This is a genomic window from Parazoarcus communis (assembly GCF_003111665.1).
In the GTDB taxonomy this organism is placed as follows: domain Bacteria; phylum Pseudomonadota; class Gammaproteobacteria; order Burkholderiales; family Rhodocyclaceae; genus Parazoarcus; species Parazoarcus communis_B.
The window spans coordinates 3520043-3546979 of sequence record NZ_CP022188.1 but is presented as its reverse complement, the minus strand read 5'-3'; the positions used below and the strand labels follow the sequence as shown (position 1 = coordinate 3546979).

The 26937-nt window shown below is 62.7% G+C and carries 27 protein-coding genes; 18 read left to right on the top strand and 9 right to left on the bottom strand.

The window, feature by feature from the left end:
• The first annotated feature begins 7 nt into the window (after positions 1 to 7).
• The 10 genes from CEW87_RS16205 to CEW87_RS16160 all read left to right on the top strand — a co-directional run bounded on the left by CEW87_RS16205 (position 8) and on the right by CEW87_RS16160 (position 10181).
• Positions 8 to 1003, top strand: a complete 996-nt coding sequence (locus CEW87_RS16205; protein ID WP_108974647.1) for a ketopantoate reductase family protein — start codon at positions 8 to 10, stop codon at positions 1001 to 1003.
• Positions 1004 to 1033: 30 nt separating this feature from the next.
• Entirely contained in the window at positions 1034 to 1801 is a 768-nt protein-coding gene (locus CEW87_RS16200; RefSeq protein WP_108974645.1) for a class II aldolase/adducin family protein, read from the top strand.
• Positions 1802 to 2070: 269 nt separating this feature from the next.
• The gene (locus tag CEW87_RS16195; RefSeq protein ID WP_108974644.1) at positions 2071 to 3678 is read left to right on the top strand and encodes an AMP-binding protein; all 1608 of its coding nucleotides are present in this window, start codon (positions 2071 to 2073) and stop codon (positions 3676 to 3678) included.
• A 108-nt stretch (positions 3679 to 3786) separates the two neighbouring features.
• Positions 3787 to 4956, top strand: a complete 1170-nt coding sequence (locus CEW87_RS16190; protein WP_234421554.1) for an ABC transporter substrate-binding protein — start codon at positions 3787 to 3789, stop codon at positions 4954 to 4956.
• A 234-nt stretch (positions 4957 to 5190) separates the two neighbouring features.
• The gene (locus CEW87_RS16185; protein ID WP_108974642.1) at positions 5191 to 6111 is read left to right on the top strand and encodes a branched-chain amino acid ABC transporter permease; all 921 of its coding nucleotides are present in this window, start codon (positions 5191 to 5193) and stop codon (positions 6109 to 6111) included.
• 5 nt (positions 6112 to 6116) lie between these two features.
• Positions 6117 to 7154 carry a branched-chain amino acid ABC transporter permease gene (locus CEW87_RS16180; protein ID WP_108948102.1) on the top strand — a complete coding sequence of 346 codons (1038 nt, stop codon included), beginning with the start codon at positions 6117 to 6119 and terminating at the stop codon, positions 7152 to 7154.
• Positions 7151 to 7924, top strand: coding sequence for an ABC transporter ATP-binding protein (locus CEW87_RS16175; protein ID WP_108974640.1), 774 nt, complete (start codon positions 7151 to 7153; stop codon positions 7922 to 7924). Before CEW87_RS16180 ends, CEW87_RS16175 begins: the two co-directional genes overlap by 4 nt.
• Positions 7921 to 8631 (top strand): ABC transporter ATP-binding protein, encoded by a 711-nt coding sequence (locus CEW87_RS16170; protein ID WP_108974638.1) that lies wholly within the window; start codon positions 7921 to 7923, stop codon positions 8629 to 8631. Before CEW87_RS16175 ends, CEW87_RS16170 begins: the two co-directional genes overlap by 4 nt.
• Positions 8621 to 9517: an alpha/beta hydrolase gene (locus CEW87_RS16165; RefSeq protein ID WP_159098195.1), complete on the top strand. Its 897-nt coding sequence runs from the start codon at positions 8621 to 8623 to the stop codon at positions 9515 to 9517. The genes CEW87_RS16170 and CEW87_RS16165 overlap by 11 nt, the downstream gene beginning before the upstream one ends.
• A 139-nt stretch (positions 9518 to 9656) precedes the next feature.
• The gene (locus CEW87_RS16160; protein WP_108974634.1) at positions 9657 to 10181 is read left to right on the top strand and encodes a MarR family winged helix-turn-helix transcriptional regulator; all 525 of its coding nucleotides are present in this window, start codon (positions 9657 to 9659) and stop codon (positions 10179 to 10181) included.
• A gap of 48 nt (positions 10182 to 10229) precedes the next feature.
• Here the strand turns inward: CEW87_RS16160 and CEW87_RS16155 are convergent, their stop codons facing one another.
• The 3 genes from CEW87_RS16155 to CEW87_RS16145 form a co-directional block, all read right to left on the bottom strand.
• Complete coding sequence (locus tag CEW87_RS16155) at positions 10230 to 11417, bottom strand: NnrS family protein (RefSeq protein ID WP_108974632.1); 1188 nt, start codon at positions 11415 to 11417, stop codon at positions 10230 to 10232.
• Positions 11418 to 11523: 106 nt separating this feature from the next.
• The gene (locus CEW87_RS16150) at positions 11524 to 11979 is read right to left on the bottom strand and encodes a MaoC family dehydratase (protein ID WP_108974630.1); all 456 of its coding nucleotides are present in this window, start codon (positions 11977 to 11979) and stop codon (positions 11524 to 11526) included.
• A 112-nt stretch (positions 11980 to 12091) separates the two neighbouring features.
• Entirely contained in the window at positions 12092 to 12598 is a 507-nt protein-coding gene (locus CEW87_RS16145; protein ID WP_199917036.1) for a GNAT family N-acetyltransferase, read from the bottom strand.
• A 228-nt stretch (positions 12599 to 12826) separates the two neighbouring features.
• On the opposite strand from CEW87_RS16145, the gene CEW87_RS16140 reads away from it, so the two are divergent.
• The 6 genes from CEW87_RS16140 to CEW87_RS16115 all read left to right on the top strand — a co-directional run bounded on the left by CEW87_RS16140 (position 12827) and on the right by CEW87_RS16115 (position 17245).
• Entirely contained in the window at positions 12827 to 13474 is a 648-nt protein-coding gene (locus CEW87_RS16140; RefSeq protein WP_108974628.1) for a hypothetical protein, read from the top strand.
• Positions 13475 to 13530: 56 nt separating this feature from the next.
• Entirely contained in the window at positions 13531 to 14250 is a 720-nt protein-coding gene (locus tag CEW87_RS16135; protein ID WP_108974626.1) for an alpha/beta hydrolase, read from the top strand.
• Between the two features lie 282 nt (positions 14251 to 14532).
• The gene (locus CEW87_RS16130) at positions 14533 to 14817 is read left to right on the top strand and encodes a hypothetical protein (RefSeq protein ID WP_108974624.1); all 285 of its coding nucleotides are present in this window, start codon (positions 14533 to 14535) and stop codon (positions 14815 to 14817) included.
• Positions 14818 to 14896: 79 nt separating this feature from the next.
• Entirely contained in the window at positions 14897 to 15796 is a 900-nt protein-coding gene (locus tag CEW87_RS16125; protein ID WP_108974622.1) for a DUF692 domain-containing protein, read from the top strand.
• Positions 15784 to 16605 carry a DNA-binding domain-containing protein gene (locus CEW87_RS16120; RefSeq protein ID WP_108974620.1) on the top strand — a complete coding sequence of 274 codons (822 nt, stop codon included), beginning with the start codon at positions 15784 to 15786 and terminating at the stop codon, positions 16603 to 16605. The genes CEW87_RS16125 and CEW87_RS16120 overlap by 13 nt, the downstream gene beginning before the upstream one ends.
• 4 nt (positions 16606 to 16609) lie before the next feature.
• A complete protein-coding gene (locus tag CEW87_RS16115; RefSeq protein WP_234421553.1) occupies positions 16610 to 17245 on the top strand; it encodes a VTT domain-containing protein in 636 nt (211 codons plus the stop codon).
• A gap of 21 nt (positions 17246 to 17266) precedes the next feature.
• On the opposite strand, the gene CEW87_RS16110 is transcribed toward CEW87_RS16115, so the two are convergent.
• From CEW87_RS16110 to CEW87_RS16085, 6 genes are all read right to left on the bottom strand, one after another.
• Positions 17267 to 19288, bottom strand: a complete 2022-nt coding sequence (locus CEW87_RS16110; protein WP_108974618.1) for a methyl-accepting chemotaxis protein — start codon at positions 19286 to 19288, stop codon at positions 17267 to 17269.
• A gap of 234 nt (positions 19289 to 19522) precedes the next feature.
• Entirely contained in the window at positions 19523 to 20536 is a 1014-nt protein-coding gene (locus CEW87_RS16105; RefSeq protein WP_234421552.1) for an SGNH/GDSL hydrolase family protein, read from the bottom strand.
• A gap of 338 nt (positions 20537 to 20874) precedes the next feature.
• Positions 20875 to 21804 carry an electron transfer flavoprotein subunit alpha/FixB family protein gene (locus tag CEW87_RS16100; protein WP_108974616.1) on the bottom strand — a complete coding sequence of 310 codons (930 nt, stop codon included), beginning with the start codon at positions 21802 to 21804 and terminating at the stop codon, positions 20875 to 20877.
• A gap of 1 nt (position 21805) precedes the next feature.
• The gene (locus CEW87_RS16095; protein WP_108974363.1) at positions 21806 to 22555 is read right to left on the bottom strand and encodes an electron transfer flavoprotein subunit beta/FixA family protein; all 750 of its coding nucleotides are present in this window, start codon (positions 22553 to 22555) and stop codon (positions 21806 to 21808) included.
• 123 nt (positions 22556 to 22678) lie between these two features.
• The gene (locus tag CEW87_RS16090; RefSeq protein WP_108974614.1) at positions 22679 to 23899 is read right to left on the bottom strand and encodes a CaiB/BaiF CoA transferase family protein; all 1221 of its coding nucleotides are present in this window, start codon (positions 23897 to 23899) and stop codon (positions 22679 to 22681) included.
• Between the two features lies 1 nt (position 23900).
• Positions 23901 to 25088: an acyl-CoA dehydrogenase gene (locus CEW87_RS16085; protein ID WP_108974612.1), complete on the bottom strand. Its 1188-nt coding sequence runs from the start codon at positions 25086 to 25088 to the stop codon at positions 23901 to 23903.
• 183 nt (positions 25089 to 25271) lie between these two features.
• On the opposite strand from CEW87_RS16085, the gene CEW87_RS16080 reads away from it, so the two are divergent.
• Positions 25272 to 26186, top strand: a complete 915-nt coding sequence (locus CEW87_RS16080; protein WP_108974610.1) for a LysR family transcriptional regulator — start codon at positions 25272 to 25274, stop codon at positions 26184 to 26186.
• A 58-nt stretch (positions 26187 to 26244) separates the two neighbouring features.
• Positions 26245 to 26913 carry a methyltransferase family protein gene (locus CEW87_RS16075; RefSeq protein ID WP_108974608.1) on the top strand — a complete coding sequence of 223 codons (669 nt, stop codon included), beginning with the start codon at positions 26245 to 26247 and terminating at the stop codon, positions 26911 to 26913.
• The last annotated feature ends 24 nt before the right edge of the window (positions 26914 to 26937 follow it).

Here is a 26937-nt window from a genome sequence, read left to right as displayed (position 1 = left end):
ACTCGACATGCAAACCCAAACTCCAAAACGAATCTGTATCGCCGGCGCCGGTGCCATCGGTTGCACCATCGCAGCGCGCCTCGCGTTGGCCGGACACGCGGTCAGTGTGCTCGCACGCGGTGCCACGCTCGAGGCCATCCGCAACGACGGCATCACCCTGACCGACCTTGAAGGCGAACACCGGGTCGAGGTGCAGGCGAGCGCGCAGGCCGATTTCGGCATTCAGGACATCATCTTTCTGTGCGCCAAGGCCCAGGACATCGCAACCCTGCTGCCGACGCTGCAGCCGTTGATCGGCGACCACACCATCGTCATCCCCACGGTTAACGGCGTCCCCTGGTGGTACTTCCATGGCGAAGGCGGACGCTTTGCCGGTGAGACCGTCCACGCGGTCGACCCGGACGGTCGTCTCGCGGCCTTGCTGCCCCTGAAGCACATCATCGGCTGCGTGGTGTTCGTCACCGCAGAGGTCGAAAAACCCGGCCATGTACTGGCACGAAACCCTCACCTGATCATGTTCGGCGAGCCCGACAACAGCATGAGCCCGCGCCTGCTGGACCTGTGCGACGCTGTTGCCGCCGGCGGCATCGAGGCCAGACCGCTGGAGCGCATCCGCGACAAGCTGTGGACCAAGATCATCGCCAACACCAGCACCAACCCGCTGTCGGTGATCACCGGTGCGACGCTCGAAGAGCTCTACCGCCCGGGTGAGTTGCAGGACACGGTGATCGCGATCAAGCGCGAAGTGTTGCTGGTTGCTGCGAGCTACGGCGCGCGGGTCGAGATCGATCCGCTGACCTTTCTCGAACTCGGCGCCTCGATGGGGGCGATCCGCACCTCGATGCTGCAGGACTACGACAAGGGCCGCCCGCTCGAACTCGCTGCGATTGGCGATTCGGTGCTGGAACTGGCCGCCCGCTTCCATCTGCCGATGCCGGTCACGCGCAAGATCATTGCACTCGCTCGCTTCCGCGGCGAACAACGCTGCAACGAAAAGCATTGAGTTCCCGAACAGATCATTCAAGGACAGAACATGAGCACGCACACAGAAGTCGTCAAACCCGCCCATTGCAGCGATGAAGAGTGGACGCTGCGCATCCAGCTCGCCGAGTGCTACCACCTGGTGGATTTCTTCGGCTGGACTGAGACCATCTTCAACCACATCTCTGCACGCCTTCCCGGCCCGGGCAACCACTACCTCGTAAATCCCTTCGGGCTGAACTACACCGAAGTGACGCCAGCCAACCTGCTCAAGGTCGACCTCGACGGCAACAAGGTGGAGCCCTCGCCCTACGATGCCAACCCGGCGGGTTTCGCCCTGCACAGCGCGATTCACGGCGCGCGCGACGACATTCACTGCGTGATTCACACCCACACCAATCCGGTATCGGCGGTCGCGCAGAAGAAGGCCGGCTTCTCCCACGACAACTTCTATGGCGCCCAGCTCTTCGGTCGCGTGGGCTACCACGCCTTCGAGGGCATTACCCTGTTCGCGGACGAGAAGGCACGGATGCTCGCCAGCCTCGGCGACAAGCACATCCTGGTGCTGCGCAACCACGGTGTCGCGGTGGGCGAGCAGGACATTGCCAAGACCTTCTTCCTGCTGTGGACGGTTCAGCGTGCCGCCGAAATCCAGTGCCACGCTGGCATGATTCCCGGTGAGGACACCCCGCTCGAGGACGCAATCGGGCAGAAGTGCGCCGACCTCACACAAATGCTGATTCGCGACAGCGGATTTGCGACGAAATTCTTCGATGCGATGGTCCGAAAGATGCGCGCTGCTCGGGGCGCGCTCTGGTGACAGGGTGCCTGGCGTCGCTGCACACCGGTGCAGCGACCGAAAGCACCTCAAAATATATTTACTATTTACAAAGCCTTAAAAAACTTCCATTCCATTTCATATAGTTTATCTATAAATTGTTTATTAAACTATTGTTTAGCGCTTGACTTCCCTCTCTGTTTGGCAAAAACTTGTCTCACAAAACGAGCTCACCGCGCTCAATACGACCACAGACACATCATCTTGTGGCCTTGAGTGCGGACCCCAGCCCAGAAAGCAGAGGATCCAACATGAGTAGAAGCGCTCATCTCGACCGGTTTGTGATCGACAACCTGCCGCCTGCGGATACCTGGCCGGAACTGGTATTCGAACGTCCCGAACTCGAGTTCGCCGAACAGCTCAATGCGAGCGTCGAACTCGTCGATTCTGCGGTCACCGAAGGCCATGGCGATCGCCCTGCAATCCTCGGCAACGGCATCCGCTGGACCTATCGCCAGCTCCACCAACAGGTCAATCGCCTGGCCCACGTACTGGTGGAAGACATGGGGCTCGTGCCTGGCAACCGCGTTCTGCTGCGCGGCGCCAACACACCCTGGCTCGCCGCCTGCTGGCTGGCGGTGTGGAAGGCTGGCGGTGTGGCAGTCGGCACCATGCCGCTGCTTCGTGCAAAGGAAATCGGCGAGATCCTGAAACTGGCGCAAGTCAGCCATGCCTTGTGCGATGCCAGTCTTGCCGAAGAACTCGAACTGGCACGCGAGGCCTTCCCCGGCCTGAGCCAGACCGTGTTCTACGGTGAAGGCGGCACGCTCGAATCGCAGATGGAATCAAAGCCCGACGCGTTTGAAGCAGTCGACACGGCCGCGGACGACCCCGCCCTGATCGGGTTCACGTCCGGAACCACCGGCATTCCAAAGGGCACGGTCCATTTTCACCGTGACGTGATGGCGATGTGCGAGGTCTTTCCCCGTCACTGCCTCAAGCCTGGCGCCGACGACATCTTCATCGGCACCCCGCCCCTGGCCTTCACCTTCGGCCTCGGTGGCCTGCTGTGCTTCCCCTTGTGGGCGCGCGCCAGCACCGTGCTGCTCGAAAAGCTCGCGCCCGAACCCCTGATGAAGGCGATCCAGGACTACAAGGCGACGATCTGCTTCACCTCGCCCACGGCCTACCGTCAGATGACCGGCCTGGTCGGCACCTACGACATTTCAAGCCTGAAGAAATGTGTGTCCGCCGGCGAGGCCTTGCCGACCGACACCCGCGACAAATGGCGTGCAGCGAGCGGCATTCAGATCCACGACGGCATCGGCGGCACCGAGATGATCCATATCTACATCGCCTCCGGCCCCGAGGATTACCGCGCCGGTGCGCTCGGCAAGCTGCTTCCCGGCTACCGCGGCATGATCGTTGACGACGAGATGAACCCCCTGCCGCCGGGAGAGGTCGGCAAGCTCGCGATCAAGGGTCCGACCGGTTGCCGCTATCTGGCAGACGAGCGCCAGAAGGACTACGTGTGCAAGGGCTGGAACCTGCCGGGCGACGCCTTTCACATGGATGAGGACGGCTACTTCTACTATCACGCCCGGATCGACGACATCATCGTCACCTCGGGCTACAACGTCTCCAGCCCGGAAGTCGAGTGGGCCCTCATGGCCCACCCGGCCGTCGCCGAATGTGGTGTCATCGGCGTGCCCGACACCGACCGTGGCCAGTTGATCAAGGCTTTCGTTGTACTCAAACCCGGGTTCAGCCCGGACGAGAGCATGAGCAGGACCCTGCAGGATTTCGTCAAGCAGACCGTCGCGCCCTACAAGTACCCGCGCGCGATCAGCTACGTCGATTCCCTGCCGCGCACCGAAACCGGCAAGCTGCAGCGTTTCCGGTTGAAGTCACAAAGCTGAGCGATCCGGCGGTCTCCGGGCGAACGCCGTCAATGACGGGTCGCCGCCTGTGTGCCCGTCATGAGAAGATTCCGCCTGCAAGCCGTCATCCCTCTGGAGATAAATACAATGATGAAGAAGACCTGCGTTGCCCTCGCCTGCTCCACCTTGCTCGCCAGCGGCGCCGTCATGGCTGCCGACAGCATGAAGGTCGGCATGATGACTACCCTGTCCGGCCCCGGCGCCGGCCTTGGCATCGACATCCGCGACGGCTTCGAGCTTGCAGTCAAGCACCTCGGCGGCAAACTCGGCGGTATCACCACCGAAGTGATCGTCGCCGACGATGCGCAGAACCCCGAGACCGCCAAACAGATCACCGAACGCTTCATCAAGCGCGATCAGGTTGATATCGCCACCGGCGTGGTGTTCTCCAACATCATGCTCGCCGTCGGACCTGCCTTCTTCGGCGCAGAAACCTTCTACATCAGCGCCAACGCCGGGCCGAGTCAGTACGCCGGCGCCGAGTGCAACCCCTACTTCTTCAACGTTGCCTGGCAGAACGACAACCTGCACGAAGCCATGGGCAAGCATGTGCAGGACAAGGGCTTCAAGAAAGTGGCGATGGTCGCCCCCAACTACCCGGCGGGCAAGGATGCACTGACCGGCTTCAAGCGCTTCTACAAGGGCGAGGTTGCCGACGAGGTCTATACCAAGCTCGGCCAACTCGACTACGCTGCCGAAATTGCACAGATTCGCGCGTCGGGTGCGGACGCGCTCTACATCTTCCTGCCGGGCGGCATGGGGATCAACTTCATCAAGCAATACTCGCAGTCGGGCATGTTGAAGAAGACCCCGCTGTTCGCGCCCGGCTTCTCCGGTGACGAGGACGTGGTGAAGGCGGTCGGCCCCGCAATGGAAGGCGTGTTCAACACCAGCCACTGGTATCGCGAAATGGACAATCCGGTCAATCAGCGTTTCGTTGCTGATTTCCAGAAGGACACCGGTCGCCTGCCCACGCTCTACGCATCGCAAGGCTACGACGCAGCGCTGCTGATCGATGCCGCGGTGAAGTCCGTCGGCGGCAAGATCGAGGACAAGGCAGCCTTCCGCAAGGCACTTGAAACCGTGAAGGCACCGAGCACCCGCGGCGAATACCATTTCGGCAACAACCACTATCCGGTGCAGAACTACTACCTGCGTGAAGTGGTGAAGAACGCAGACGGATCGGTCAGCAACAAGTACGTCGGCAAGGTCATGGACAAGCACACCGACGCCTACGCCAAAGAGTGCAAGATGTAATGCGGCTGCGATGCGCCCCCGCGAGGGCGGCGCATCCTGCCTGCTGCGTCCGCGCGGTTTGCGAACCTTCATCGTTGCGGCCATGTGAGCGCAGACGGAGGGCGGATCGTCCTTCCTCATCGCCCACGGCCTGCCTTACCGGCTTTCTTTCAACACAGCACTGAACAGGCCCGCCAGTGCCCGCCCGGGCGATGGCGTGTCTGATCGTGCCTCCTGACTTCCGGCAGGTCATCCATGCTCTACCTGATTCTCGAACAAGCGCTCAACGGCCTGCAGTACGGGCTGATGCTGTTCCTCCTGGCCGCCGGGCTGACCCTGGTGTTCGGCATCATGGACCTCATCAACCTGGCCCACGGTTCGCTTTACATGATCGGCGCCTTCCTCGCCGCAGCCTTCTACCAGGCGTTCCAGAGCTTCTTCCCGGCCCTGCTGCTGGCCATCATCGCCACCGCGCTGATCGGTGCCATTCTCGAACGCGTGCTTTACCGACGTTTGCAGCGGATGAGCCACCTGTCGCAGGTGCTGGCAACTTTTGCGCTGATCCTGATCGCGAACGAAACGATCAAGATCATTTTTGGCGCGCAGCCCCTGATGATCGGCATGCCCGAGAGCCTGTCCGGCCCGCTCGAACTGGTGACCGATGAGTTGTACTACCCGGCCTACCGCATGCTCATCATCGTCGTCGGCCTGCTCGTTGCACTCGGGCTCTACCTGCTGGTCAACCGCACCCGTATCGGGATGTGGATGCGTGCAGGGGCCTCCAACCCGGAGATGGCTGCAGTGATGGGGGTTCGGATCAAGCCCTTGTTCACCTTTGTATTTGCGCTCGGCGCCGCGCTGTGCGCACTTGCCGGCGCGCTGCTCGGCCCCTTGCTGGCGGTGTCGGTCGGCATGGGTGAGTCGATCCTGATTCCGGCATTCGAGGTGATCGTGATCGGCGGCATCGGCTCCATGCGCGGTGCGCTTGTCGGCTCGCTGCTCGTCGGCATGATCGACACCCTCGGCCGTCTTCTGCTCACTTTCGGCCTCAAGCTCGTGGTGGACTCCGCCACGGCCGCCACGCTCGGCCCCACGCTGGCGTCGATGATGGTAAGCCTGCTGATGGTGTGCGTCCTCTTCTTCCGGCCTCAGGGCCTGTTCCCTGCGCGAGGCTGACCGACATGAACCCGACATCCGCACACCTCCGCACGCCCGAAACGCCGCTGCTGGCCGGCCTGCCCGGCCCGTGGACGGCCATCGCCGTCGTCCTCGCCCTTGCCATCTACCCGCTGATCATGAGTTCGCTGGGCGAGCCCTTCTACATCAGTATCGGCAGCCGTGTGCTCATCCTGGCGCTGGCCGCCAGTGCGCTCAATCTCGCCCTCGGCTACGGCGGCATGATCAGCCTCGGTCACGCTGCCTTTCTGGGCGCAGGGGGCTACGGGGTGGCCATTCTCGCCAAGTACGGAGTGGTCGCCGCCTGGGTCGCGATTCCGGCTGCAGTCGGGCTGGCAGCCTTCGCCGCGCTGGTGATCGGCGTCATCAGCCTGCGTACCCGCGGCGTGTATTTCATCATGATCACGCTGGCATTCGCCCAGCTCTTCTATTACCTAGCCGTGTCACTGCCTGAATTCGGCGGAGACGACGGACTGCCGCTAAGTGCACGCTCGGAGATTCCCGGCCTGTCGCTGGAGAGCGATCTCGCCTTCTACTACTTCGTACTGTTTACCGCGGGTCTCGCCTTCGTTCTCCTCTACCGTCTCGTGGCCTCGCGTTTTGGCCGCGCCCTGGTGGCGATCCGCGAGAACGAGCGCCGCATGGCCGCCATCGGCTACCCGGTCTTCCGCCTCAAGCTGATGGCCTTCGTGCTGTCGGGCGGTCTGGCCGGCCTGGCCGGAGCACTGCTGGCGAACCTCAGCATGGGGGTGACGCCGCACACCCTGACCTGGCATCAGTCAGGCCTGTTGATGGTGATGGTGATCATTGGCGGATCGGGCTATTTCTGGGGCGGGATCACCGGTGCGGCCATCTTCCTGCTGCTGGAAGAAACAATCTCGACCCACACCGAGCACTGGAACCTGATCCTGGGTGCCCTGCTGCTGTTCATCGTGCTGGTTGCGCCGAACGGGGTCATGAGCCTGCGCGAACGCATTCTTGCCGCGCGACGAGCACCCGCTGCCGTGCCCGGGAAATCCGCGGGCGAGGAGAATGCGCGATGAGCCACACGATTCTGCAAGTCCAGGAACTCGTCAAACGCTTCGGTGGCCTGGTGGCAACCGATCATTGCAATCTCGAGATCCGCGCCGGCGAGATTCATGCGCTGATCGGGCCGAACGGCGCGGGCAAGACGACCCTGCTGGCACAGCTCTGCGGCGAACTCGCACCCGACAGTGGCCGCATCCTGTTTGAAGGGCGCGACATCACCCGGCTGCCGATCCACAAGCGCGTGAGCGCCGGCATCGTGCGCTCGTTCCAGATCACCACCTTGTTGCCCAGGCTCACGGTGCGCGAAAACCTGGCGCTCGCCGTGCAGGCGCGCACAGGCCACTCATTCGACTTTCTTGGCACGGTGGCGGACGAGTCCGACCTTGACGAAGGCGCTGAGGACGCCGCACGTCGCGTCGGACTGATCGACGTCATGGAGCAGATCGTCGGCACCCTGTCGCACGGCAAACAGCGCGCGCTCGAACTCGGCATGGCACTGGCCTGCAAACCGCGTCTGCTGTTGCTTGACGAACCGATGGCCGGCACCGACCCGGAAGAGTCGAAACGCATGGGCGAACTGATCCACAGCCTGCGCGAGGACCATACCCTGATCCTCGTCGAGCACGACATGGATGCCGTCTTCCGCCTCGCCGACCGCGTGTCGGTACTGGTCTCGGGCGCGGTCATCGCCAGCGGCACGCCCGAGCAGATCCGCAACGATCCCCAGGTCATTTCCGCCTACCTGGGCGACGATGAATCAGCCGCAACGGAGGCCGTGCAATGAGCAGCCTGCTATCGATCGAGAACCTCGAAACCGGCTACGGCGCCAGCCAGGTGCTGTTCGGCATGAACCTCGAAGTACAGCCGGGCGAAGCGGCCACGCTGCTCGGGCGCAACGGCATGGGCAAGACCACGACCTTGCGCGCGGTGTTCGGCCAGTTGCCGGCGTGGTCGGGCGAGATCCGTTTCCTTGGCGAGCGCATCGACGGCCAGCCCACCGAGCGCATCGCGCAGATGGGGCTGGCACTGGTACCCGAAGGGCGGCAGATCTTTCCGAACCTCACGGTCAAGGAAAACCTGCTGGCCTTCGCCGCCAACCGCAGCGGCCGCGCCGATCCATGGACGCTGGAGAGTATCCACGCCCTCTTCCCCCGGCTCGCCGAGCGGGCTCAGAACATGGGCAACCAGCTCTCCGGTGGCGAGCAGCAGATGCTCGCAATCGGCCGTGCGCTGATGACGAATCCGCACCTGCTCATCCTCGACGAAGCCACCGAGGGGATTTCACCGTTGATCCGACGTGAGATCTGGCAAGTGCTGGGGTGCCTGAAGCGCAGCGGGCAGGCGATTCTGGTGATCGACAAATACCTCAACGAACTGATGCGGGTTGCCGATCACCATGCCTTCATCGAAAAGGGCCGCAGCCCCTGGAGCGGCGACAATGACGCACTCGCGGCCGAACCTGAACTCTGGGAGCGTTACCTTGGCGTCTGACCCCACTTCGCTGCCCGATCAGCTGCAGCCCCCACCCGGCACCGATTTCGCACGTGAATACGACGTCAGTATCCGGGTGCCTGATTTCGCCGGCAGCCTCGCTGCCTGGGGTGCGCGCGGCAAGCAAGTCCGTGCAGCCCATCCCGCCGAGCTCGACCTGCGCTACGGTCCGGCCGCAGCCGAAACCCTCGATCTCTTCCTGCCCGCACAGGGCAAGGGCCCGCACCCCTTGCTGGTGTTCATTCACGGAGGATTCTGGAAGCGTCTGCACAAGGACGATTTCTCGTGGATCGCGCCGGCCTTCCTCAAGCACGGTATCGCCGTCGCGGTGGTGAACTACGGACTCGCACCGGCCACCACGCTGGAAGAGATCACCGCGCAAACCCGACGCAGCATCGCCTGGCTGTATCGCAAGGCGGAAGGCTACGGCATCGACAACAAGCGCATCGTCGTATCGGGCCACTCTGCTGGCGGACATCTCACCTGCATGGCGATGGCCACCGATTGGCCCGCGCTTGCCCCCGACCTTCCCCGGCGCCTCGTCGCCGCTGGCATTGCGCTCAGCCCGGTCGTCGATCTCGCGCCGCTGGCGTCGGTGCCGGCGCTCGACGCCGACCTCGACTTCAACCCCGAACGTGTCGCCACGCTGAGCCCCATCCTGCTGAAACCTGCGACAGATGCGCCCCTGCTCGGTGCGGTGGGCGGCAAGGAGAGCGCCGAATTCCAGCGCCAGCTCGCCCTGCTTGCCCATGGCTGGGCATCCGTGTGGAAAGGCGCGGTCGCGATGCCCGAAGACGATCACCTCACCCTGTGCGACGCCTTCGCACGCCCCGATTCGGCGCTCTTTAGCGCGACGGTCGAGTTTTTCGATGGGCTGTCGAACTGAATGACAGAAAGGCACTCAGCCGAAAACAAATTATTTCATCATAAATTTAGACGTAAATGATTTAGCAGGAATCAAGGAGTAAAATACGCCATCACCCGGCTGACACTGGCCGATTGTTGCACTTCAAGCAGGTACCGCCATGACGCTAGCCCAACACGACTCTTCCGCCGACCAGGACCCGGAAACCATCGATCATGAGACGCGTGCGACCAACGATGATCATGAGGCCTTGCGGGTGTGGTTGCGCCTGCTGACCTGCACCAACATCGTAGAGTCCCGTCTGCGCAATCAATTGCGCACGGGCTTCGAGTCGACACTCCCACGCTTCGACCTGATGGCTCAGCTGGACCGTAACCCCGACGGTCTGAAGATGCGCGAACTGTCGCGCCGCCTGATGGTGACCGGTGGCAACGTTACCGGCCTGACCGACAAACTGGTGGAAGAAGGCCTGGTCGAGCGCCGCGACGACCCGCGCGATCGCCGTGCCTACTCGGTCCATCTGACCCCGGCTGGCAAGAAGGCTTTCCGCCAGATGGCAAAGTCACACGAGGGCTGGGTGATCGAGTTGTTCAGCGGACTCGACCATGCAGAAAAGACGCAACTTCTCGAACTGCTGAACCGCCTGAAGCGCCACCTCACATCGCTGGACAGCGGCACGCCCTGACCACCCGGGATGGCGCGATGCAGGGCGGCCAGCGCGATTGCGCCAAGCTCACCCGGCCCGACCGTCCACCCGCGCGTAGAGCAGAAACGGCGTGTAGCGCCACAGGTAGAGTGCAAACGCCAGCGCCCAGGTCGTGGCAGCGAGGTGGATGCCACCGATCGCGGCCGCCGGAATGAAGGCCACCGTCAGCACCCGCGCGACAGCGGCCACTTGTACCAGGCCATAGGCAAACGCCTCCAGCCGTCCGGCGACCAGCATGCGTCCGGTGTGCCCAAGCGCCGTGCGAGTCATCATGCCGATGATCAGGCCGCCTGTGGCACCGATCGCCAGTGCATGAACCCCGGCTGACCGTGCCACCAGCCCCCACTGCGAAGCGGCAAGCAGCGCCAGACCAAGCGGAATCCACAGATAGGAGGCGTGCAGGATCCACAGCAAGGGCGTATTGCGCGTCGCCCAGGGATTCCACCCGCCCCAGCGCACCACTTGTAATAGCGCAGCGATCAGGGAGATGCCGCCCGCCCAGCCGGTCGCCCCCGTCGCCCACAACATCAGGGCGAAACCTGACACCAGCGCTGCAACCAGGTCAAAGCGCGCATTGCGCCACTGACGGATGCCACGCATCGAATTGAAGGTGAACATCGGTATCACACGTCCGCCGATGACGATCTCGAGCACCACCACCAGACCAAGCGCGATGTGAATACCCATGAGCGGTTCGACGTTCACCGCGCTATTCACGGCGAGGTGAAACAGCAGATTGGCCGCACCGAGCAGCAGGGGCAGAACACCGGGGAAATAATTGCGCCAGCTTCTGGCCTTGATCAGGACACGCAGCAGCAGCGCCGCCGCGACCGGCAGGAAAGCCACATCCACGGCAGCCACCCACCAGCCGCTGCCGAAGGCCATCGCTAGCCGACCGGCAAGCCACAGCGCGGCAAGGCCCGCGAGCTGACCGCCTGCCGGGGTGTCGATGCCGGTCCAGTTGCGACCTGCGGTAAATAGAAAGCCGACGATCACCGCAGCAGCGAACCCGAAGATCATCTCGTGTGCATGCCACCAGATACCGGGGATCGGCGTCGAGAGCACACCCAGGAAAACCAGCACCCACAGCGGAATCGCAACCACGGCCAGCGTTGCCGCCAGCAGGTAGAAGGGGCGAAAAGCGAGGGCGAAAAGCGAGAAGGTGTCGGCGGGTATGCGCCGGGTGGTCGGCTCTTCGAGGGGAATCAGGGCCATGATGATCTCTGCGGGAGTGGTGTCTTGATGCCCGATTACACCTCACCCCGGCGCGAACAAAAATGACCCCGGTCAATCGCCTGCCTGCACCCTGCTCTTTTACCGCCTACTCGGCTTCGCCGCGGGTACGCAGAAGGTGATTCACGAAAAAGCTCGAGACCACCTCGTCACGCTGATTCAGCGCCCGGTAAGCCAGTCGCGCAATGCCACGGTCGGGCCTGGAGCGCGAGGGACGCAACTCGACGACTTCGACCTCGGTGCGAATCGTGTCGCCGGGACGCACAGGCGCCAGCCATCGCAGTTCGTCGATGCCGGGCGAACCCATGCTCGACTCCGCGAGGACACCCTGCTGGATGAACATGCGAAAGCACAGCGACACCACCTGGAAACCGCTCGCAATCAATCCACCGTAGATAGAATCTGCAGCGACCCCGGCATCGAGATGAAATGGCTGCGGATCGTAGTGCAAGGCGAAGCCGATGATCTCGGCCTCGGTGAGCGTGACACCGCCACAGACAAAGCGGTCGCCCGGCGAGAGATCATTCAGAAAACGCGATTCCATTCATCCACCCCCAGACAGAAACAGTACGTGTCACAGCATCCGGATTGCAGTCCCCACATGCGGCTGCGCGTGCATCCGCTTCGGAACGGGCCGGGGCCGCACTCTCCTGCGATCATGGCCCGAGTCGCCTCGCCATGTACACCGCATCGCCGGGATAGCTCTCCAGCTTTGCCGATTCTTCTGCAACCGGCATGGCAACACAATAGCCCTGTCGCAACCAGAATGCCTTCGATGCCTGCACCGAAACCAGTGCAGAGCTCTTCAGTTGCGCGCCTTCAGCAAAGGCAAGCGCGTTCCGCACCAGCGACGGTCCGATGCGAAGCCCGGCCGACCGTGGCGAGACTGCCAGATCGTGCAGATAAAGACAGTCCGGCTCGCGTGCGACACGGAACGGCCCACCCAGCGCGGTCATCCGTCCCGCTACCGAAGGGTAGCCCACCAGATACGCACAGACACCGCTGCCATCCTCGGCCACCCAGGCGGTCTTCGGTGCAGCTTCGAGACGCGCAGCAATCACGTCGATGCCCTCGATGAAGCCGTCTCCGTAGGCTTCGGCCTGCACGGCCATGACTGCGGCGAGGTCGCCAGAAGACATGTTCCGATAGCGAATACCGCTCATCTGCCACATCCGCCGGCGCTTGGTGTTGCGCCCGTCGTGGTTGCATGCGATGTACGATCCGGGCCGGCAAGGATGGCCGCCGGGCCGCATTTCGCGCCTTGTACAACGCTCATCAATGAATTCTCCTGCTGCCCTTGCCCCCTGAGCGCCTTCATTCCGGACGGATGCTGGCGTATCCTCAAGCATCCGTGCCTGTTCCAGGCCACATGCGCAAGGGATACAACAACAATGGGCAGACTGCTATTGATCATGGCGCTATGGTGTAGCGCTCTTCTGGGCAGCGCAAGCCACGCGCAGGACCAGACGCTCTACGGCGGCTGTGTCGACGCAAAGGGGCGCACGGTCGCTGCGGTTCCCGACCCGACCTTGCCCACAGCCATCAGCACACAGATCGAGGGGGGGCGCGCGGTCATCCGCTACAACCATGCGGCCCTTCCACGCCTGGACGAACGTGGCCAGCTATTTCTGTTTGCCCACGAATGCTCCCGCCTCAACCTCGGGCTGCCTGCCAGCGCGCAGCGCACACCTGCCGGCGCACGCAGGGCCGACTGCTGGGCCGCAAGCACGCTGCAGCGCTCGGGGCTGATCAAGGCTGAGGACCTCGGCCTGCTGCAGGAGACGCTCGACTTCAGCGCCGAAGAGTGGTCCCGACTCCCGGGCCCGATCCGCCGCATCGACCTGCGCTCCTGTCCGCGCCACCTGTCGCCCTCCCTGCATGAGCCCGGGCCCGGCCAGGACGACTGGAATACCTGCACCCGACGCTGTGCAGACGTCTCCTTGTCCTGTCAGGGTGGTGTCGCCGGTCGCAGCGATACGGGCTGCGATGCGGCGTATTCGCGCTGTGTGGCACTTTGCAATTCGAGTTTCCCAAGGTGAGTATCACCCCGATACGGCCTGCCCCGGCCTGACGCAACCTCAACTGGAGTAAGGCAATGAACGCAGTACCACCGAGCACTTCGGGGCAAGTGCCCCTGCTTCCCGCCGTCGAAATTGAAACCGGCCCAAACCCCGTCTGTTCTGTCATCTGGCTCCATGGGCTGGGCGCTGATGGACATGATTTCGAACCCGTCGTCGGCGCCCTCGAGCTCCACGACCTGCCGCCCATCCGTTTCGTGTTCCCGCATGCGCCACCGCGACCGGTAACGATCAATGGCGGCTACGTGATGCGTGCCTGGTATGACATCGTGTCGGCAGATTTTTCGCAGCGCCGCGAAGACCCGAAGGGTGTGCACGAATCGGCTGCCCAGATCGAAGCGCTCATTGCCCGCGAGAATGCTCGTGGCGTCCCCGACAGCAATATCGTGCTCGCCGGATTTTCGCAGGGCGGCGCCATTGCACTGCATGTCGGCCTGCGCCGTCAGACACCGCTCGCCGGCATCATGGCCTTGTCCACCTACGTGCCCTTGGCCGATACGCTTGCGGACGAGCTGCAGGAAGCCAGCCGGACCACACCGGTGTTCATGGCCCACGGCCGCGACGACGGCGTCATTCCCTGCGATTTCGGGCGCAAGTCGTGCGAGCTCCTGCGCAGCCACCGTCTCGCAGTAGAGTGGCATGACTACCCTGCCGATCACACCGTAACCATGGACGAACTGCAGGACATCGAGGCGTGGCTGCACACGCTTCCATTCGCGGGCAAGGCTACGCGCTGACACTTTGACATGAGCCGTTCCAGACTTGTGGAACGGCCACGGACGGATGCATCGACTGTGCTTGCGGACGCATTCAGACATGCGCCCGTAGCGTTCCTCTGTATGTATGTCGTGCGATCAGCGCGTTGGCGGGAGCAACCCGAGCGCGCTGTGGCGTTTTTTTCGGTATCGCCCGTAAGGTTTCGACCCCGACTGTCGACCAATCAGTGCCCGGCCGATTTCAGGCAGGAAATGATTCGTTCCGGGGCCCGTCACCATTCAAACGATACCGAGGAGACACTAATGTCCAACATGATCAACGGCGCCCGCATGGCAGCCATGGCTGCAGCCTTTGCCGCCTCCAGCGTGGCATTTGCCGCCGACGCACCGGCAGGCTCGAGCGGTGCAGCGGTCGCTGCAAACGACAGCGTACATTGCTACGGCATCAACGCATGCAAGGGCCAGGCAGACTGCAAGACGGCCCAGAACGATTGCAAGGGCATGAACTCGTGCAAGGGGCACGGTTTCAAGGGCATGAAGGCCGCAGAGTGCCTGGACGCCAAGGGCACGATTGGCGACATCAAGTAAAGCCCAATCGGGGGTCAGGGGATGATGACACGCCCCCTGGCGCCCGACACCTTGCCGCGAACCCACAGGTGATCAGGAAATGAGCACACAGCAGCAGCCCGCCGCGCAGACAGACCAGCGCATCCGCGCGCTGGGTTTCGGGCTGGGCTTGCGTCCGGCGCATTACGCCGAGTTTCTCAGCGCTGCGCAGGACGTCGATTGGCTGGAGATCATCTCCGAGAACTACATGGTGCAGGGCGGAAAGCCGCTTGCCATGCTCGACGCCATCCGCCGTGACTATCCGCTCGTGATGCACGGCGTATCAATGTCGATCGGCTCGGTAGAGCCCTTGAACCGGCAGTATCTAGACGATCTCAAAGCCCTCGCAGGACGCATCGAACCTGCATGGATCTCCGATCATCTGTGCTGGACGGGGGCGCACGGCGTCAACCTTCACGACCTCTACCCCCTGCCCTACACCGAAGAGGCCGTCCGGCACGTCGTGACGCGCATCCGGCAGGTGCAGGACATTCTCGAACGCCGGCTTGTGATCGAGAACGTGTCCAGCTATCTCAGCTATGCAGACTCATCGATGAGCGAGTGGGCGTTTCTCACGGCTATCGCCGACGAGGCAGACTGCCATCTCCTGCTCGACGTGAACAACATTTACGTCAGCAGCGTGAATCACGGCTTCGATCCCATGCACTTCATCAACGGGGTGCCTGCCCACCGCGTGCAGCAGATTCATCTTGCCGGACACTCGAATGTCGACGGTTTCATCATCGACACGCATGACGCAGCGATCATCGACCCCGTGTTCGACCTCTATGCAGCCGCATGGCGACGATTTGGTCCGGTCAGCAGCATGATCGAACGCGACGACAATATTCCCCCGCTTGAAGACTTGCTGATGGAACTCGCCCACGTCCGCGGCCTTGCGGCCGCATGCGCCAGCAAGCCGAGTGAAGGCTGGCCGGAGGCTGCGCCATGTCCGACATGAGCCTTGCGGAAACCCAGGCCCGGCTGAAGGCCTACATCCTCGACACCGGCAAGGACACGACGCCGGTGCTGCCCCTGCTCGACGGCAGTTTCGGCCTCGCACGGGATGCAAGGCTCGACGTCTATCATCGAGCCTATCGCGCACGGCTGCGTGATGCACTCGGTACGGTGTTCGAACGTACCTGGATGTACCTCGGCGACGATGAGTTCGGGCGGGAAGCGGAACGCTACATCGAGCAGACACCGTCGCACAGCCCGAACCTGCGCGACTATGGACACACCTTTCCGGGCTGCCTTGCGGCCTCCATGCAGGCTGATCCCGAAGTAAGCGAGCTTGCGCGGATGGACTGGCTGCTGCATGAGGCTTTCGATGCGCCCGACCGCCCGCGCCTGCAGCCCGACGCGCTGACGCAACTCTCTGACACTGACTGGGAGCACGCGAAATTCATTTTCACGCCCGGCACTGCGCTTGCCACATTTGCGTGGAACACGATCGAGGTGTGGCATGCCCTCGACCAGCAGCTCACACCGCCACCCGCCCGCGCCCTGCCACAGGCATTGCCCTGTCTGTTCTGGCGCAATGACAAACAGAGCAGCTTCCGCTCGCTGTCTGCAGCCGAGCACTTCATGCTCGACATGTTGCTCACAGGCAATGGCTTTGCGATGAGTTGCAGCATGCTCGCCGAACACCATCCGGATGCGGCCGGCTTCATTGGCCCCTGGTTGCAACGCTGGCTGAGCGAGGGACTGATCAGCGCTGTTGCCAAAGGCGAATCGGTGATAATGCCTCGGCAGATGACTGAGCGGTGACGAAATGAACAGCCGTGGCAGCGCACCGCTTCCCGAACCCCACACACTGGTCACACATACTCACGGCGCAATGCAATGGCTGAAACGCCATGCCCGCCTGCTCGCCGTGCTGAGCTTCACCGCCACGATACTGCTGGTGGTGCACATCACCGGCACTCGCGAACACTTCGGGCTGGATGTCATCCGCGCACAATTCGAAAACCACCTCATCACTGGCACCGCAACCTTCGTGCTGCTCTTTGCGCTCGGCAACCTGATTCAGATTCCGGGCTGGATTTTTCTCGCTGCCGCAGTGCTGTCGCTTGGCCAGATCTGGGGTGCGGCCGTTACCTATGTCGCAGCCGTCCTTTCCTGCTCTTTCATTTTCGTGCTGATCCGGTGGGTGGGCGGCAACGCCCTGCGCGAAATCGACAATCGTCTCGCACGAAGCCTGCTGACGCGTCTCGATGAACAACCGATCCGCAGCCAGTTCCTGCTGCGCACCCTGTTCCAGACCGCACCCGCGCTGAACTACGCGCTCGCGCTGTCCGGCGTGGGCCTGCGTCACTACGTGCTTGGACTGCTGGCGGGGCTGCCACTGCCAATCGTGCTCTACAGCGTATTCTTCGACTACCTGGCAATGGCCCTCGATCTGGGCTGAGCGCGCAAGGCTGAGCCTGCTTCAGACCCTGAAGCGCGCGATCAGGTTACGCAGCTCGGCCGACATCCGCTCCAGGCGCTCGGCCTCGCTGGCCGCACTGGCCACTGCGGCGTCGTTCTGCCCGGCCATGTCGGCAATCCGTGCGACATAGCCGCTGATGCTGCGCACCGACTCGGCCTGGGTACGCATCGCTGCGGTGATCAGATCCACACCTTCCGACGTCTTCGCAACCGACTCGCTCGCCGACGAGAGCTGGCTCGAAACGGCTTGCAGGAATCCCTCGCTGGCGGCCAGAGACTCCTGCCCGCGGCGGATGGCACCGCTGACATCGTTGGACCGGCTGTTGATCGCCTGAGTCAGACGGTCGATCTCGCTCGCGGAGCTGGCCGACTTCTCCGCCAGCTTGCGTACCTCGTCGGCCACCACCGCAAATCCCCGCCCCTGTTCTCCGGCACGTGCGGCCTCGATTGCAGCGTTGAGCGCGAGCAGATTGGTCTGTTCGGCGATGTCGCGAACCTGACCCGTCATGCCGCGAATCTCGAGCGTGGTGCGCACGAACTCCGAAACCGACGACGTAATCTGTTCCACCGCCGTGCGTACGATGCCGATCTCGCCCTGCATCCGGGTCAGCCCCTTGTAGCCCTCGTCGGTTTTGGTGCGTCCGTCGCGCGCAATCTGGTCCACCTCGCCGGCGTTGCTTGCAACCTCGCCAATGCTGTCCGACATCGCGTTGGCCGAGCTCGCCGTTTCCTGGGTCAGGCGACTTTGCTCGGCCGAACCGCCGGCAACCTGACGCGTCGCCTCATTCATTGCGCCCGCCGTCCTGCTCAGATTGTCGGCGCTCGATTTCAGCGTATTGATCACTTCGCCGAAGGACGCTGCCATGCGGTTGAAGCTGTCTGCGATGTCCGCAAACTCGTCCCGGCTGCCCACGTCGATGCGATAGGCAAGCTCGCCGTCTGCGAGGCGCCGCCCACCTTCGAGCAGGTGCGCGGTCCCCTGTTGCAGGCTGAGATACGACCCCATCGACAGATATCCGGCAAGCGCAAGCCCTAATGCAACCAGACCCAGGTTGACCGTACGTTGATCCGAGAGCGCACTGGCCCGTTCCGCAAGCCGCTCCGTGAGGGCAGCAATAACGGTTTTCTCGAGCTCGGCCGCGGCCAGACGGGGCGCATCGGTCTTGCTCAGGACATCTGCCACCGGGATGTTGATGTCGGCGACATTGACGAGGCTCCCGTCGATCACACGTCTCATGCGGTCGAGACCCGCCTGGATATCGTCCAGGCCCTTGTCCAGTGCCGGCTTGTACGCGGGAGCTGCCTTGCCGATCTTCTCCGTGTTCTCACGAATGCGGGCGAGCTGCGCAATGGCATCGGCAGTCAGGCGTTCCAGGCGCCCGATATCGGCAGCATCGATCATCTGAATGCTGGCAATGCTCGAAGCCTTGAGCCGGATCTGTCCAAGCGCTTCGAAGAGTTGCGGCAGACGATTGACCAGGGTGTCGTACAGGTAATTCGTATCGACCTCGGGGTCGAGCGGCAAACCGGCATGATCGGCGATCAAGCGCGCCTGCGCCGCCAGTCGGTCACCGAAACGCTGGTGCAGTTCGCGGATCTCCGGTGTCGACGAAGCACCGATCACCGAGTTGAAAACATCCCACTCTTTTTCGAGCGCCAGCCATGCTTGCTCAAGATCCGGCCCTGCACCTTCAAGTCCGGTTTTGCGCGCGGCCGAAAGCGCGACGCCGATGCGTTCGCGCAAGGCTGCTGCGTCCTTCTCCGAGGCGGACTCACCGAGAGAAAACAGGGATGAAGCCAGCAGATGCTGATCCAGCAGCTGGCTGGTCTCGCGCAGGGCAACGACATGCGAAACGCCCGTTTGCTCCGCCTCGGTCGTCCGCAGCCTTTCGCCAACTGACTGCAGGAACTGGAACATCAAACCGGCAATGAGAATCCCCCCGGCGGCGCCGATGAGGATGAAGCGCGTCGCAAAGCGCAAACTGTTCATCATGCGCACGGCCGGCGCAAAGAGGAACTGCATAATCTGGTCTCCTGAGTGCTCTGTTATTTTTCGCGTAGTCTGCTAACGACCACGTGGGACATAACTTTAGCGTTAAAGCACTCAGCCGCGCGCCTGTGGAGATCCACAGCAGGATGGCGCGGGGAAAACCTTCCCGGTCAGGTCAGGTCACGTAAAGCAAACAGCGCGAAGGATGAAATCTTCCCAACGCCCGCCCCTGGAGATAAGGTTTCGATCAACCGACGAGGTCTCGCCTCAGCATCGGCATTGCGTGCGGCGAACACGCGCCAGCGCCAATGAAAGCATCGCAATCGTGATCAAGAACAGCGTCCCGGGCTCAGGGACGGCTGCATGGAATCTGGCCCCGAGAATCTGGTGAGCTGCAGTCGTCGGGTGGACAGGGTCAAAGAAAAGGAATCCGGGGCATCCTGCAATAACGTTCCCCAGATTGGTCGGATCGTTTGGATCGAAGCACGGCTCCGTCGCGTTAAGAAGTCCGAACTTCGCGGGGTCCTCGATCACGTCGTGCAATAGCTGTGCAGTGTCGAACTCAACAAGATTGAAGTCGGGAACACTGGGGAGAATTGCCGTACGTACGCTGCCCAAGGCCGCCGCAAGCGCCTGGTTGAATCCGGCAGAGAGCGCACTCAGTGCAAGACGATCACCCTCCGGCAGCGCCAGACCAAATGGCGTCTCTCCAAGATTGGGCATATTCGGAACCAGGAGGTTGCGCACCCCGATCGAAGCCAATGCCCCGACCGATCCAATCAAATTGGATACGGCGTTCGAAGCCGCGCCGAGCGGATCCCCTCCGGTCCCAAGGGCGAGAAAAATATCGTTTGCGCCCGCCCAGAGCATGAACAGGGAACTGTCTCGATCAAAGACTGTTCCGCTAGCAGCAAAAGCCTCGATCTGTTTCTGAACACCTGTCATTTCCAGTGTGCTCGGCAGGGGCAAAGCCCCCCGCGTTTCATAACCGTAATTCAGCGCACCCGTCGTCGCGCCTCCCACAGCATAATTTGTCCCGCCCATGGACGACGGCAGAAGCGGGACACCCAACCGGGCCGCGAGATACTGGGGCGCAACCGGCCCGTTTGAAAACTGTTGCGCATATGGGGGCGAAGGTGGCCATACACCGCCGGCAAGTCGCCAGAAGTTGCCACTGTCGGCGAGGCTGTCGCCGAACACATACATGGAGGAGTAAGCGGCAAGGACAGGTGCCTGAAACGCTGACATGAGTACAACGGCTGCGACAAGGCGACGGAGCATGATTGCGCATTCCCTTTCAATATGGTGAAAGACCCGCTGGAACCGACAGCCCGACGCAAGCAATATTCGAACCAAATATTTAAAACAATATATTTCAGATAGATGAATCGATCCTTAAACATGCCGGAATACCTTGTGTAAGATTTTCCGACATTTTGAGAGCATCGGTCATGCGTCCTGTGCAACGGCGACGACCATGATCCTTTTGCAAACGCGCACCGATTCAACAGAAAAAAAACGCGTCGGCGCCGACCGGAAACCGGTCAGGGCCGACGCGCAACACAGCGAGCAAGCGGGAGAGGGAGGGAGGCTTGCCCGCCGAAGGGGGTTGAAGCGTCTTAAACGGCGTTCGTCAGCTCAGGAATGACGCTGAACAGATCGCCCACCAGACCGTAATCGGCAACCTGGAAGATCGGCGCTTCCGGATCCTTGTTGATCGCCACGATCACCTTGGAGTCCTTCATCCCGGCCAGGTGCTGGATCGCACCCGAGATGCCCACCGCGATGTAGAGCTGCGGGGCGACGATCTTACCGGTCTGACCGACCTGGTAGTCGTTGGGCACGTAACCGGCGTCGACCGCGGCACGGCTGGCGCCGAGGGCGGCACCGAGCTTGTCGGCCAGCGGCTCGAGCATGGCGTGGTAGTTCTCGCCGCTGCCCACACCGCGACCACCGGAGACGATGATCTTGGCCGCGCCCAGTTCGGGGCGGGCGCTCTTGACGATCTCGCGGCTCACCAGCGTGGCCAGTCCGAGGTCGGCCGGCGCGGTAACGGCTTCGATGGCGGCAGCACCGCCCTCGCCCGCCGCTTCAAACGCGGTGGTGCGTACCGTGATGAGCTTGATCGCGTCCGCACTCTTGACCGTGGCCAGCGCGTTGCCGGCGTAGATCGGGCGCACGAAGGTGTCGGCATCTTCGATGGCGACGATGTCGCTGATCTGGGCCACGTCCAGCTGTGCCGCCACGCGCGGCAGCATGTTCTTGCCCGCGCTGCTGGCCGGCACCAGGATGTGGCTGTAGCCCGAGGCCAGACCCTTCACCAGTTCGGCAACGTTCTCGGCGGTCTGTGCTTCAAGGTGGGCGGCGTCGGCCACCAGCACCTTGGCCACACCCGCGATCTTCGCCGCGGCTTCGGCCGCTGCACCGCAGGCACTGCCGGCGACCAGCACGTGCACGTCGCTGCCAAGCGCTGCGGCGGCGGTGACGGTGTTGAGGGTGGCTGCCTTGATGGCCTGATTGTCGTGTTCGGCAATTACAAGAATGGACATGTCAGATCACCTTCGCTTCGTTCTTGAGTTTCTCGACCAGCTGGGCCACGTCGGCCACGCGCACACCGGCGCTGCGCTTGGGCGGCTCGGAGACCTTGAGCGTGGTGAGGCGCGGGGCCACATCCACGCCGAGGTCGGCCGGCTTCACCGTCTCGAGCGGCTTCTTCTTGGCCTTCATGATGTTGGGCAGCGTGGCGTAGCGCGGCTCGTTCAGGCGCAGGTCGGTGGTCACCACCGCCGGCAGCGAGATCGCCAGGGTCTCCAGGCCGCCGTCGATTTCCCGCATCACGTTGGCCTTGCCGTCGGCCAGCGTCAGCTTGGAGGCAAACGTGGCCTGCGGCCAGCCATTGAGCGCCGCCAGCATCTGACCGGTCTGGTTGGCGTCGTCGTCGATCGCCTGCTTGCCGCAGATCACCAGCGTCGGGCCTTCCTTGTCGCACACGGCCTTGAGCAGCTTGGCCACGGCCAGCGGCTGCAACTCGACATCGGTCTCGACCAGAATGCCGCGGTCCGCACCAATGGCCATCGCAGCGCGCACTGTTTCCTGACATGCCGTCACGCCGCACGACACCACCACCACTTCGGTGGCCACGCCGGCTTCTTTCAGACGCACCGCCTCTTCAACCGCGATCTCGTCGAACGGGTTCATGCTCATCTTGACGTTGGCGATGTCCACACCGCTACCGTCCGCCTTGACGCGGACCTTTACGTTGTAATCAACAACGCGTTTGACCGGGACCAGAATCTTCATACTCAATCTCCATCGTTCTTGTTGAACAGGTCTTCGTACAAAACAGCCTGGCGCAGACAGGGTTGTCCCGTTGCGCCAGGCGACCGTGATAAGCGACGATCAGCAAGACCTTTGCGGTCGATGTCAGATGACGCCGGCCCTGCGCAAACTGTCGATTTCTGCGCTGGCCAGTCCGAGCGTCTCCTGCAGGATCTGCCCAGTATGCTCACCGAGTGCGGGCGGTGCCGAGCGATACTCGACCGGCGTCGCCGAAAAACGCATCGGATTTGCCACCAGCGCCACTGATCCAGCGACCGGATGCGGCATATCGACCTTGAGTCCGCGTGCCTGCACCTGAGGATCGGCAAACACGTCCGCAAGGGTGTTGATCGGCCCGCAGGGTACCGCTTTTGCCTCGAGTGCTGCAATCCAGTCTGCGGTGCTGCGCTCGATGGTCAGCCGTTTGAGGGCAGGAATCAGGCTCGCCCGGTTCTCGACGCGCGCCCTGTTGCTTGCATATCGCGCATCGGCGGCAAGCTCGGGCTGACCGGCCTCGGCGCAGAAACGGGCAAACTGTCCGTCATTGCCGATGGCGAGAATCATGTAGCCATCCGCAGTGGGAAAATCCTGATAGGGCACGATGTTCGGATGCGCATTGCCAAGACGTTTCGGATTCTGACCGGTGGTCAGGTAGTTCATTGCCTGATTGGCAAGGCAGGCCACCTGCACGTCAAGCAAGGCCATGTCGATGAACTGGCCTTCACCGCTGCGCTCGCGCCAGGCCAGCGCTGCCTGGATCGCGTTGGTCGCGTACAGCCCGGTAAGGATATCGGTCAGCGCCACACCGACCTTCATCGGACCACCACCCTCTTCGCCATCCGGATGCCCGGTGAGGCTCATCAGACCACCCAGGCCCTGGATCAGGAAGTCGTACCCCGCACGCGGTGCGTAGGGTCCATCCTGACCGAAGCCGGTGATTGAGCAATACACCAGACGCGGATTTACCACCTTCAGCGAGGCGTAGTCCAGCCCGTACTGGGCCAGCCCGCCAAGCTTGAAGTTCTCGATCACCACATCGGACTCGGCCGCCAACTTTTTCACCAGCGCCTGACCCTCGGCACAGGTGATGTCGATGGTGATCGAGCGCTTGTTGCGGTTGGCGCACAGGTAGTAGGCCGCCACCGACGTGTTCTCGCCGGCCTCATCCTTGAGGTACGGCGGCCCCCAGCTGCGGGTATCGTCACCCGCACCCGGACGCTCGACCTTGATCACGTCTGCTCCCAGGTCTGCCAGCATCTGCCCGGCCCAGGGGCCGGCCAGAATGCGCGACAGATCGAGAACGCGAATGTGCGAGAGGGCGCCCATATCAGTTGCTGAACGCAGCGATGCCGGTGATGGCGCGGCCGAGGATCAGCGCATGCACGTCGTGCGTGCCTTCGTAGGTGTTCACCACTTCCAGGTTCACCAGGTGGCGTGCCACGCAGAACTCGTCCGAAATGCCGTTGCCGCCGAGCATGTCGCGCGCCATGCGGGCGATGTCCAGCGACTTGCCGCAACTGTTGCGTTTGATGATCGACGTGATCTCGACCGCCGCGTTGCCTTCGTCTTTCAGATGGCCAACACGCAGGCAGCTCTGCAGCCCCAGCGTGATCTCGGTGAGCATGTCGGCGAGCTTCTTCTGCACCAGCTGGTTCGCGGCAAGCGGACGACCGAACTGATTGCGGTCCATCGTGTATTGACGCGCGGTTTCGTAGCAGGCTTCCGCCGCACCGAGCGCGCCCCAGGCGATGCCGTAACGGGCCGAGTTCAGGCAGGTGAAGGGGCCTTTCAGGCCGCGCACCGTCGGGAAGGCGTTTTCCTCCGGGCAGAACACTTCGTCCATCACGATTTCGCCGGTGATCGAGGCACGCAGGCCAACCTTGCCGTGGATCGCGGGTGCGGACAGACCCTTCCAGCCCTTCTCCAGCACGAAGCCGCGGATCTGGCCTTCGTCGTCCTTGGCCCACACCACGAACACATCAGCGATCGGGCTGTTGGTGATCCACATCTTGGAGCCCGACAGGCTGTAACCGCCGTCGACCTTGCGCGCACGGGTGACCATGCTGCCGGGGTCCGAGCCGTGGTTGGGTTCGGTCAGACCGAAACAGCCCACCCATTCGCCGGTGGCGAGCTTGGGCAGGTATTTCTTCTTGGTGGCTTCGTTGCCGAATTCGTTGATCGGCACCATCACCAGCGAGCTCTGCACGCTCATCATCGAGCGGTAGCCGGAATCCACACGCTCAACTTCACGCGCGATCAGGCCGTAGCACACGTAGTTCATGCCGGCGCCACCGTACTCTTCCGGGATGGTCGGCCCGAGCAGGCCAAGTTCGCCCATCTCGTTGAAGATCTCGCGGTCGGTCTTCTCGTGGCGGAAGGCTTCCTGCACACGCGGCAGCAGCTTTTCCTGGCAGTAGGCACGCGCAGCGTCGCGCACCAGACGTTCGGTTTCGGTCAGCTGACCATCCAGAAAGAAGGGGTCAGCCCAGTCGAACGCGGTTTTGCCTGCAGCCATGTGGATCTCCTTGAACGAATCTTGGTGGTTTATTGGCGGCAGCATCGTCTGCCCCGCCCGGTGAATTGATACTAGGCTTCCCGGACGCTGTCGGCAAACGACTATTTCGAAGTAAGCTGTGCGTTTTACTCATTCCGTAATTCCGGCTCGGGTTCAACACGGGAAGCCGGAAAGAGATCGCCCATGCGCAGAAAAATCCCCAGCACCGCCGCCTTGCTAGCGTTTGACGCCTCGGCACGGCACGAAAGCTTTACCCTCGCGGCCGATGAACTGGCCCTGACACAAAGTGCAGTTTGCCGTCAGATTGCATCTCTGGAAGACTTCCTCGGCGTCAGCCTGTTCCGCCGCACGCGACGCGGCGTGCGTCTGACCGAGGCCGGAGAGAGTTACAGCCGGCAGATTTCGGCCCGGCTCGACGCGGTCGAACGCGACACGCTGTCGGTGATGTCGCACCACGGACGCGGCGCCAAGCTGGAGCTTGCGGTGGTGCCGACCTTTGCCACACGCTGGCTCCTGCCGCGGCTGCCGGACTTCCTCGCCCGCCACCCCGACAGTACCGTCAACATGAGCACACGCACGCGCCCCTTCCTCTTCGACGAAACTGAGTTTGACGCCGCAATCTACTTTGGCGACGCCGGATGGCCGGGTACCGAGGCCCACTTTCTGATGCACGAGAATCCGGTGCCGGTGTGCAGCCCCAAGCTGAAAGGCGTGAAGCGGGTGATGAGCGCGGCGGAGATCTCCACCCTGCCCCTGCTGCAGCAGACCACGCGCCCCTACGGCTGGCGCCACTGGTTCGAGTCGCTCGGCATGCGGGTCGAGCAGGACATGAGCGGACCGCGACTGGAGCTGTTTTCGATGCTGGCGCAGGCCGCGATTCACCAGCTCGGCGTGGCGCTGATCCCGCCCTTCCTGATCCGGCAGGAACTGGATGCTGGCGAGCTGATCATGCCCTGCCCGCACAGCGCGCGCAGCGAACGCGCCTATTATCTGATCGTGCCCGAACGCAAGGCAGAGCGCGTGGCGCTCACCGAGTTCCGCCTGTGGCTGCAAGCCGAGACAGCGCGTTATAGTGAGCACGGCACCCCGCCTCTGTGAGCCCGGCTCACACGTTGCGACCTAAAAACCGGCCCGGAAACAGGACGATTACTTCCCGATGCACCTGGACCCGCTGCAGATCATCATTCTGAGCCTGAGCTGGATCGTCTATGGCGCCATCCACTCGCTGCTTGCCGCGCTTGGCTTCAAGGCCCTGGTGGCGCGTCATGCGCCCACGCTGATGCCGTCCTACCGCATTCTGTTCAACCTGCTCGGCATCGTACTGCTGGTCCCGCCGCTATGGCTCACCACCAGCTGGTCCGGCTCCCTGCTGTGGGCATGGACCGGCATCTACGCCTGGCTGGCCAACGCACTCGCGCTGGCTGCGCTTGCCGGCTTCGCGATCTCGAGCCGCTATTACGACATGGGCAGCTTCACCGGTCTCGCGCAATGGCGCAGCCGCGAACATGCCGTGGAGGATCTCGGTGGCTTTCGCCTCTCGCCGCTGCACCGCTACGTCCGCCATCCGTGGTACGCACTCGGACTTGTCATTCTCTGGACCCGCGACATGGACGAGGCGCGACTGCTGAGCACCGTGTTCATATCGCTCTACCTCTGGATCGGATCGCTGTTCGAGGAACGAAAGCTGCGCCGCTTTCATGGCGAAGCCTATGCACGGTATCAGGCCAGGGTCCCCGGCCTGATCCCGCTGCCGGGTCGCAGCCTGAGCGCGGGCGAAGCACGCGAACTCGAAACGATGAGCCATCCTAAAACCCGCACACCATGACGAATAACCGCCACCACGAGTAAA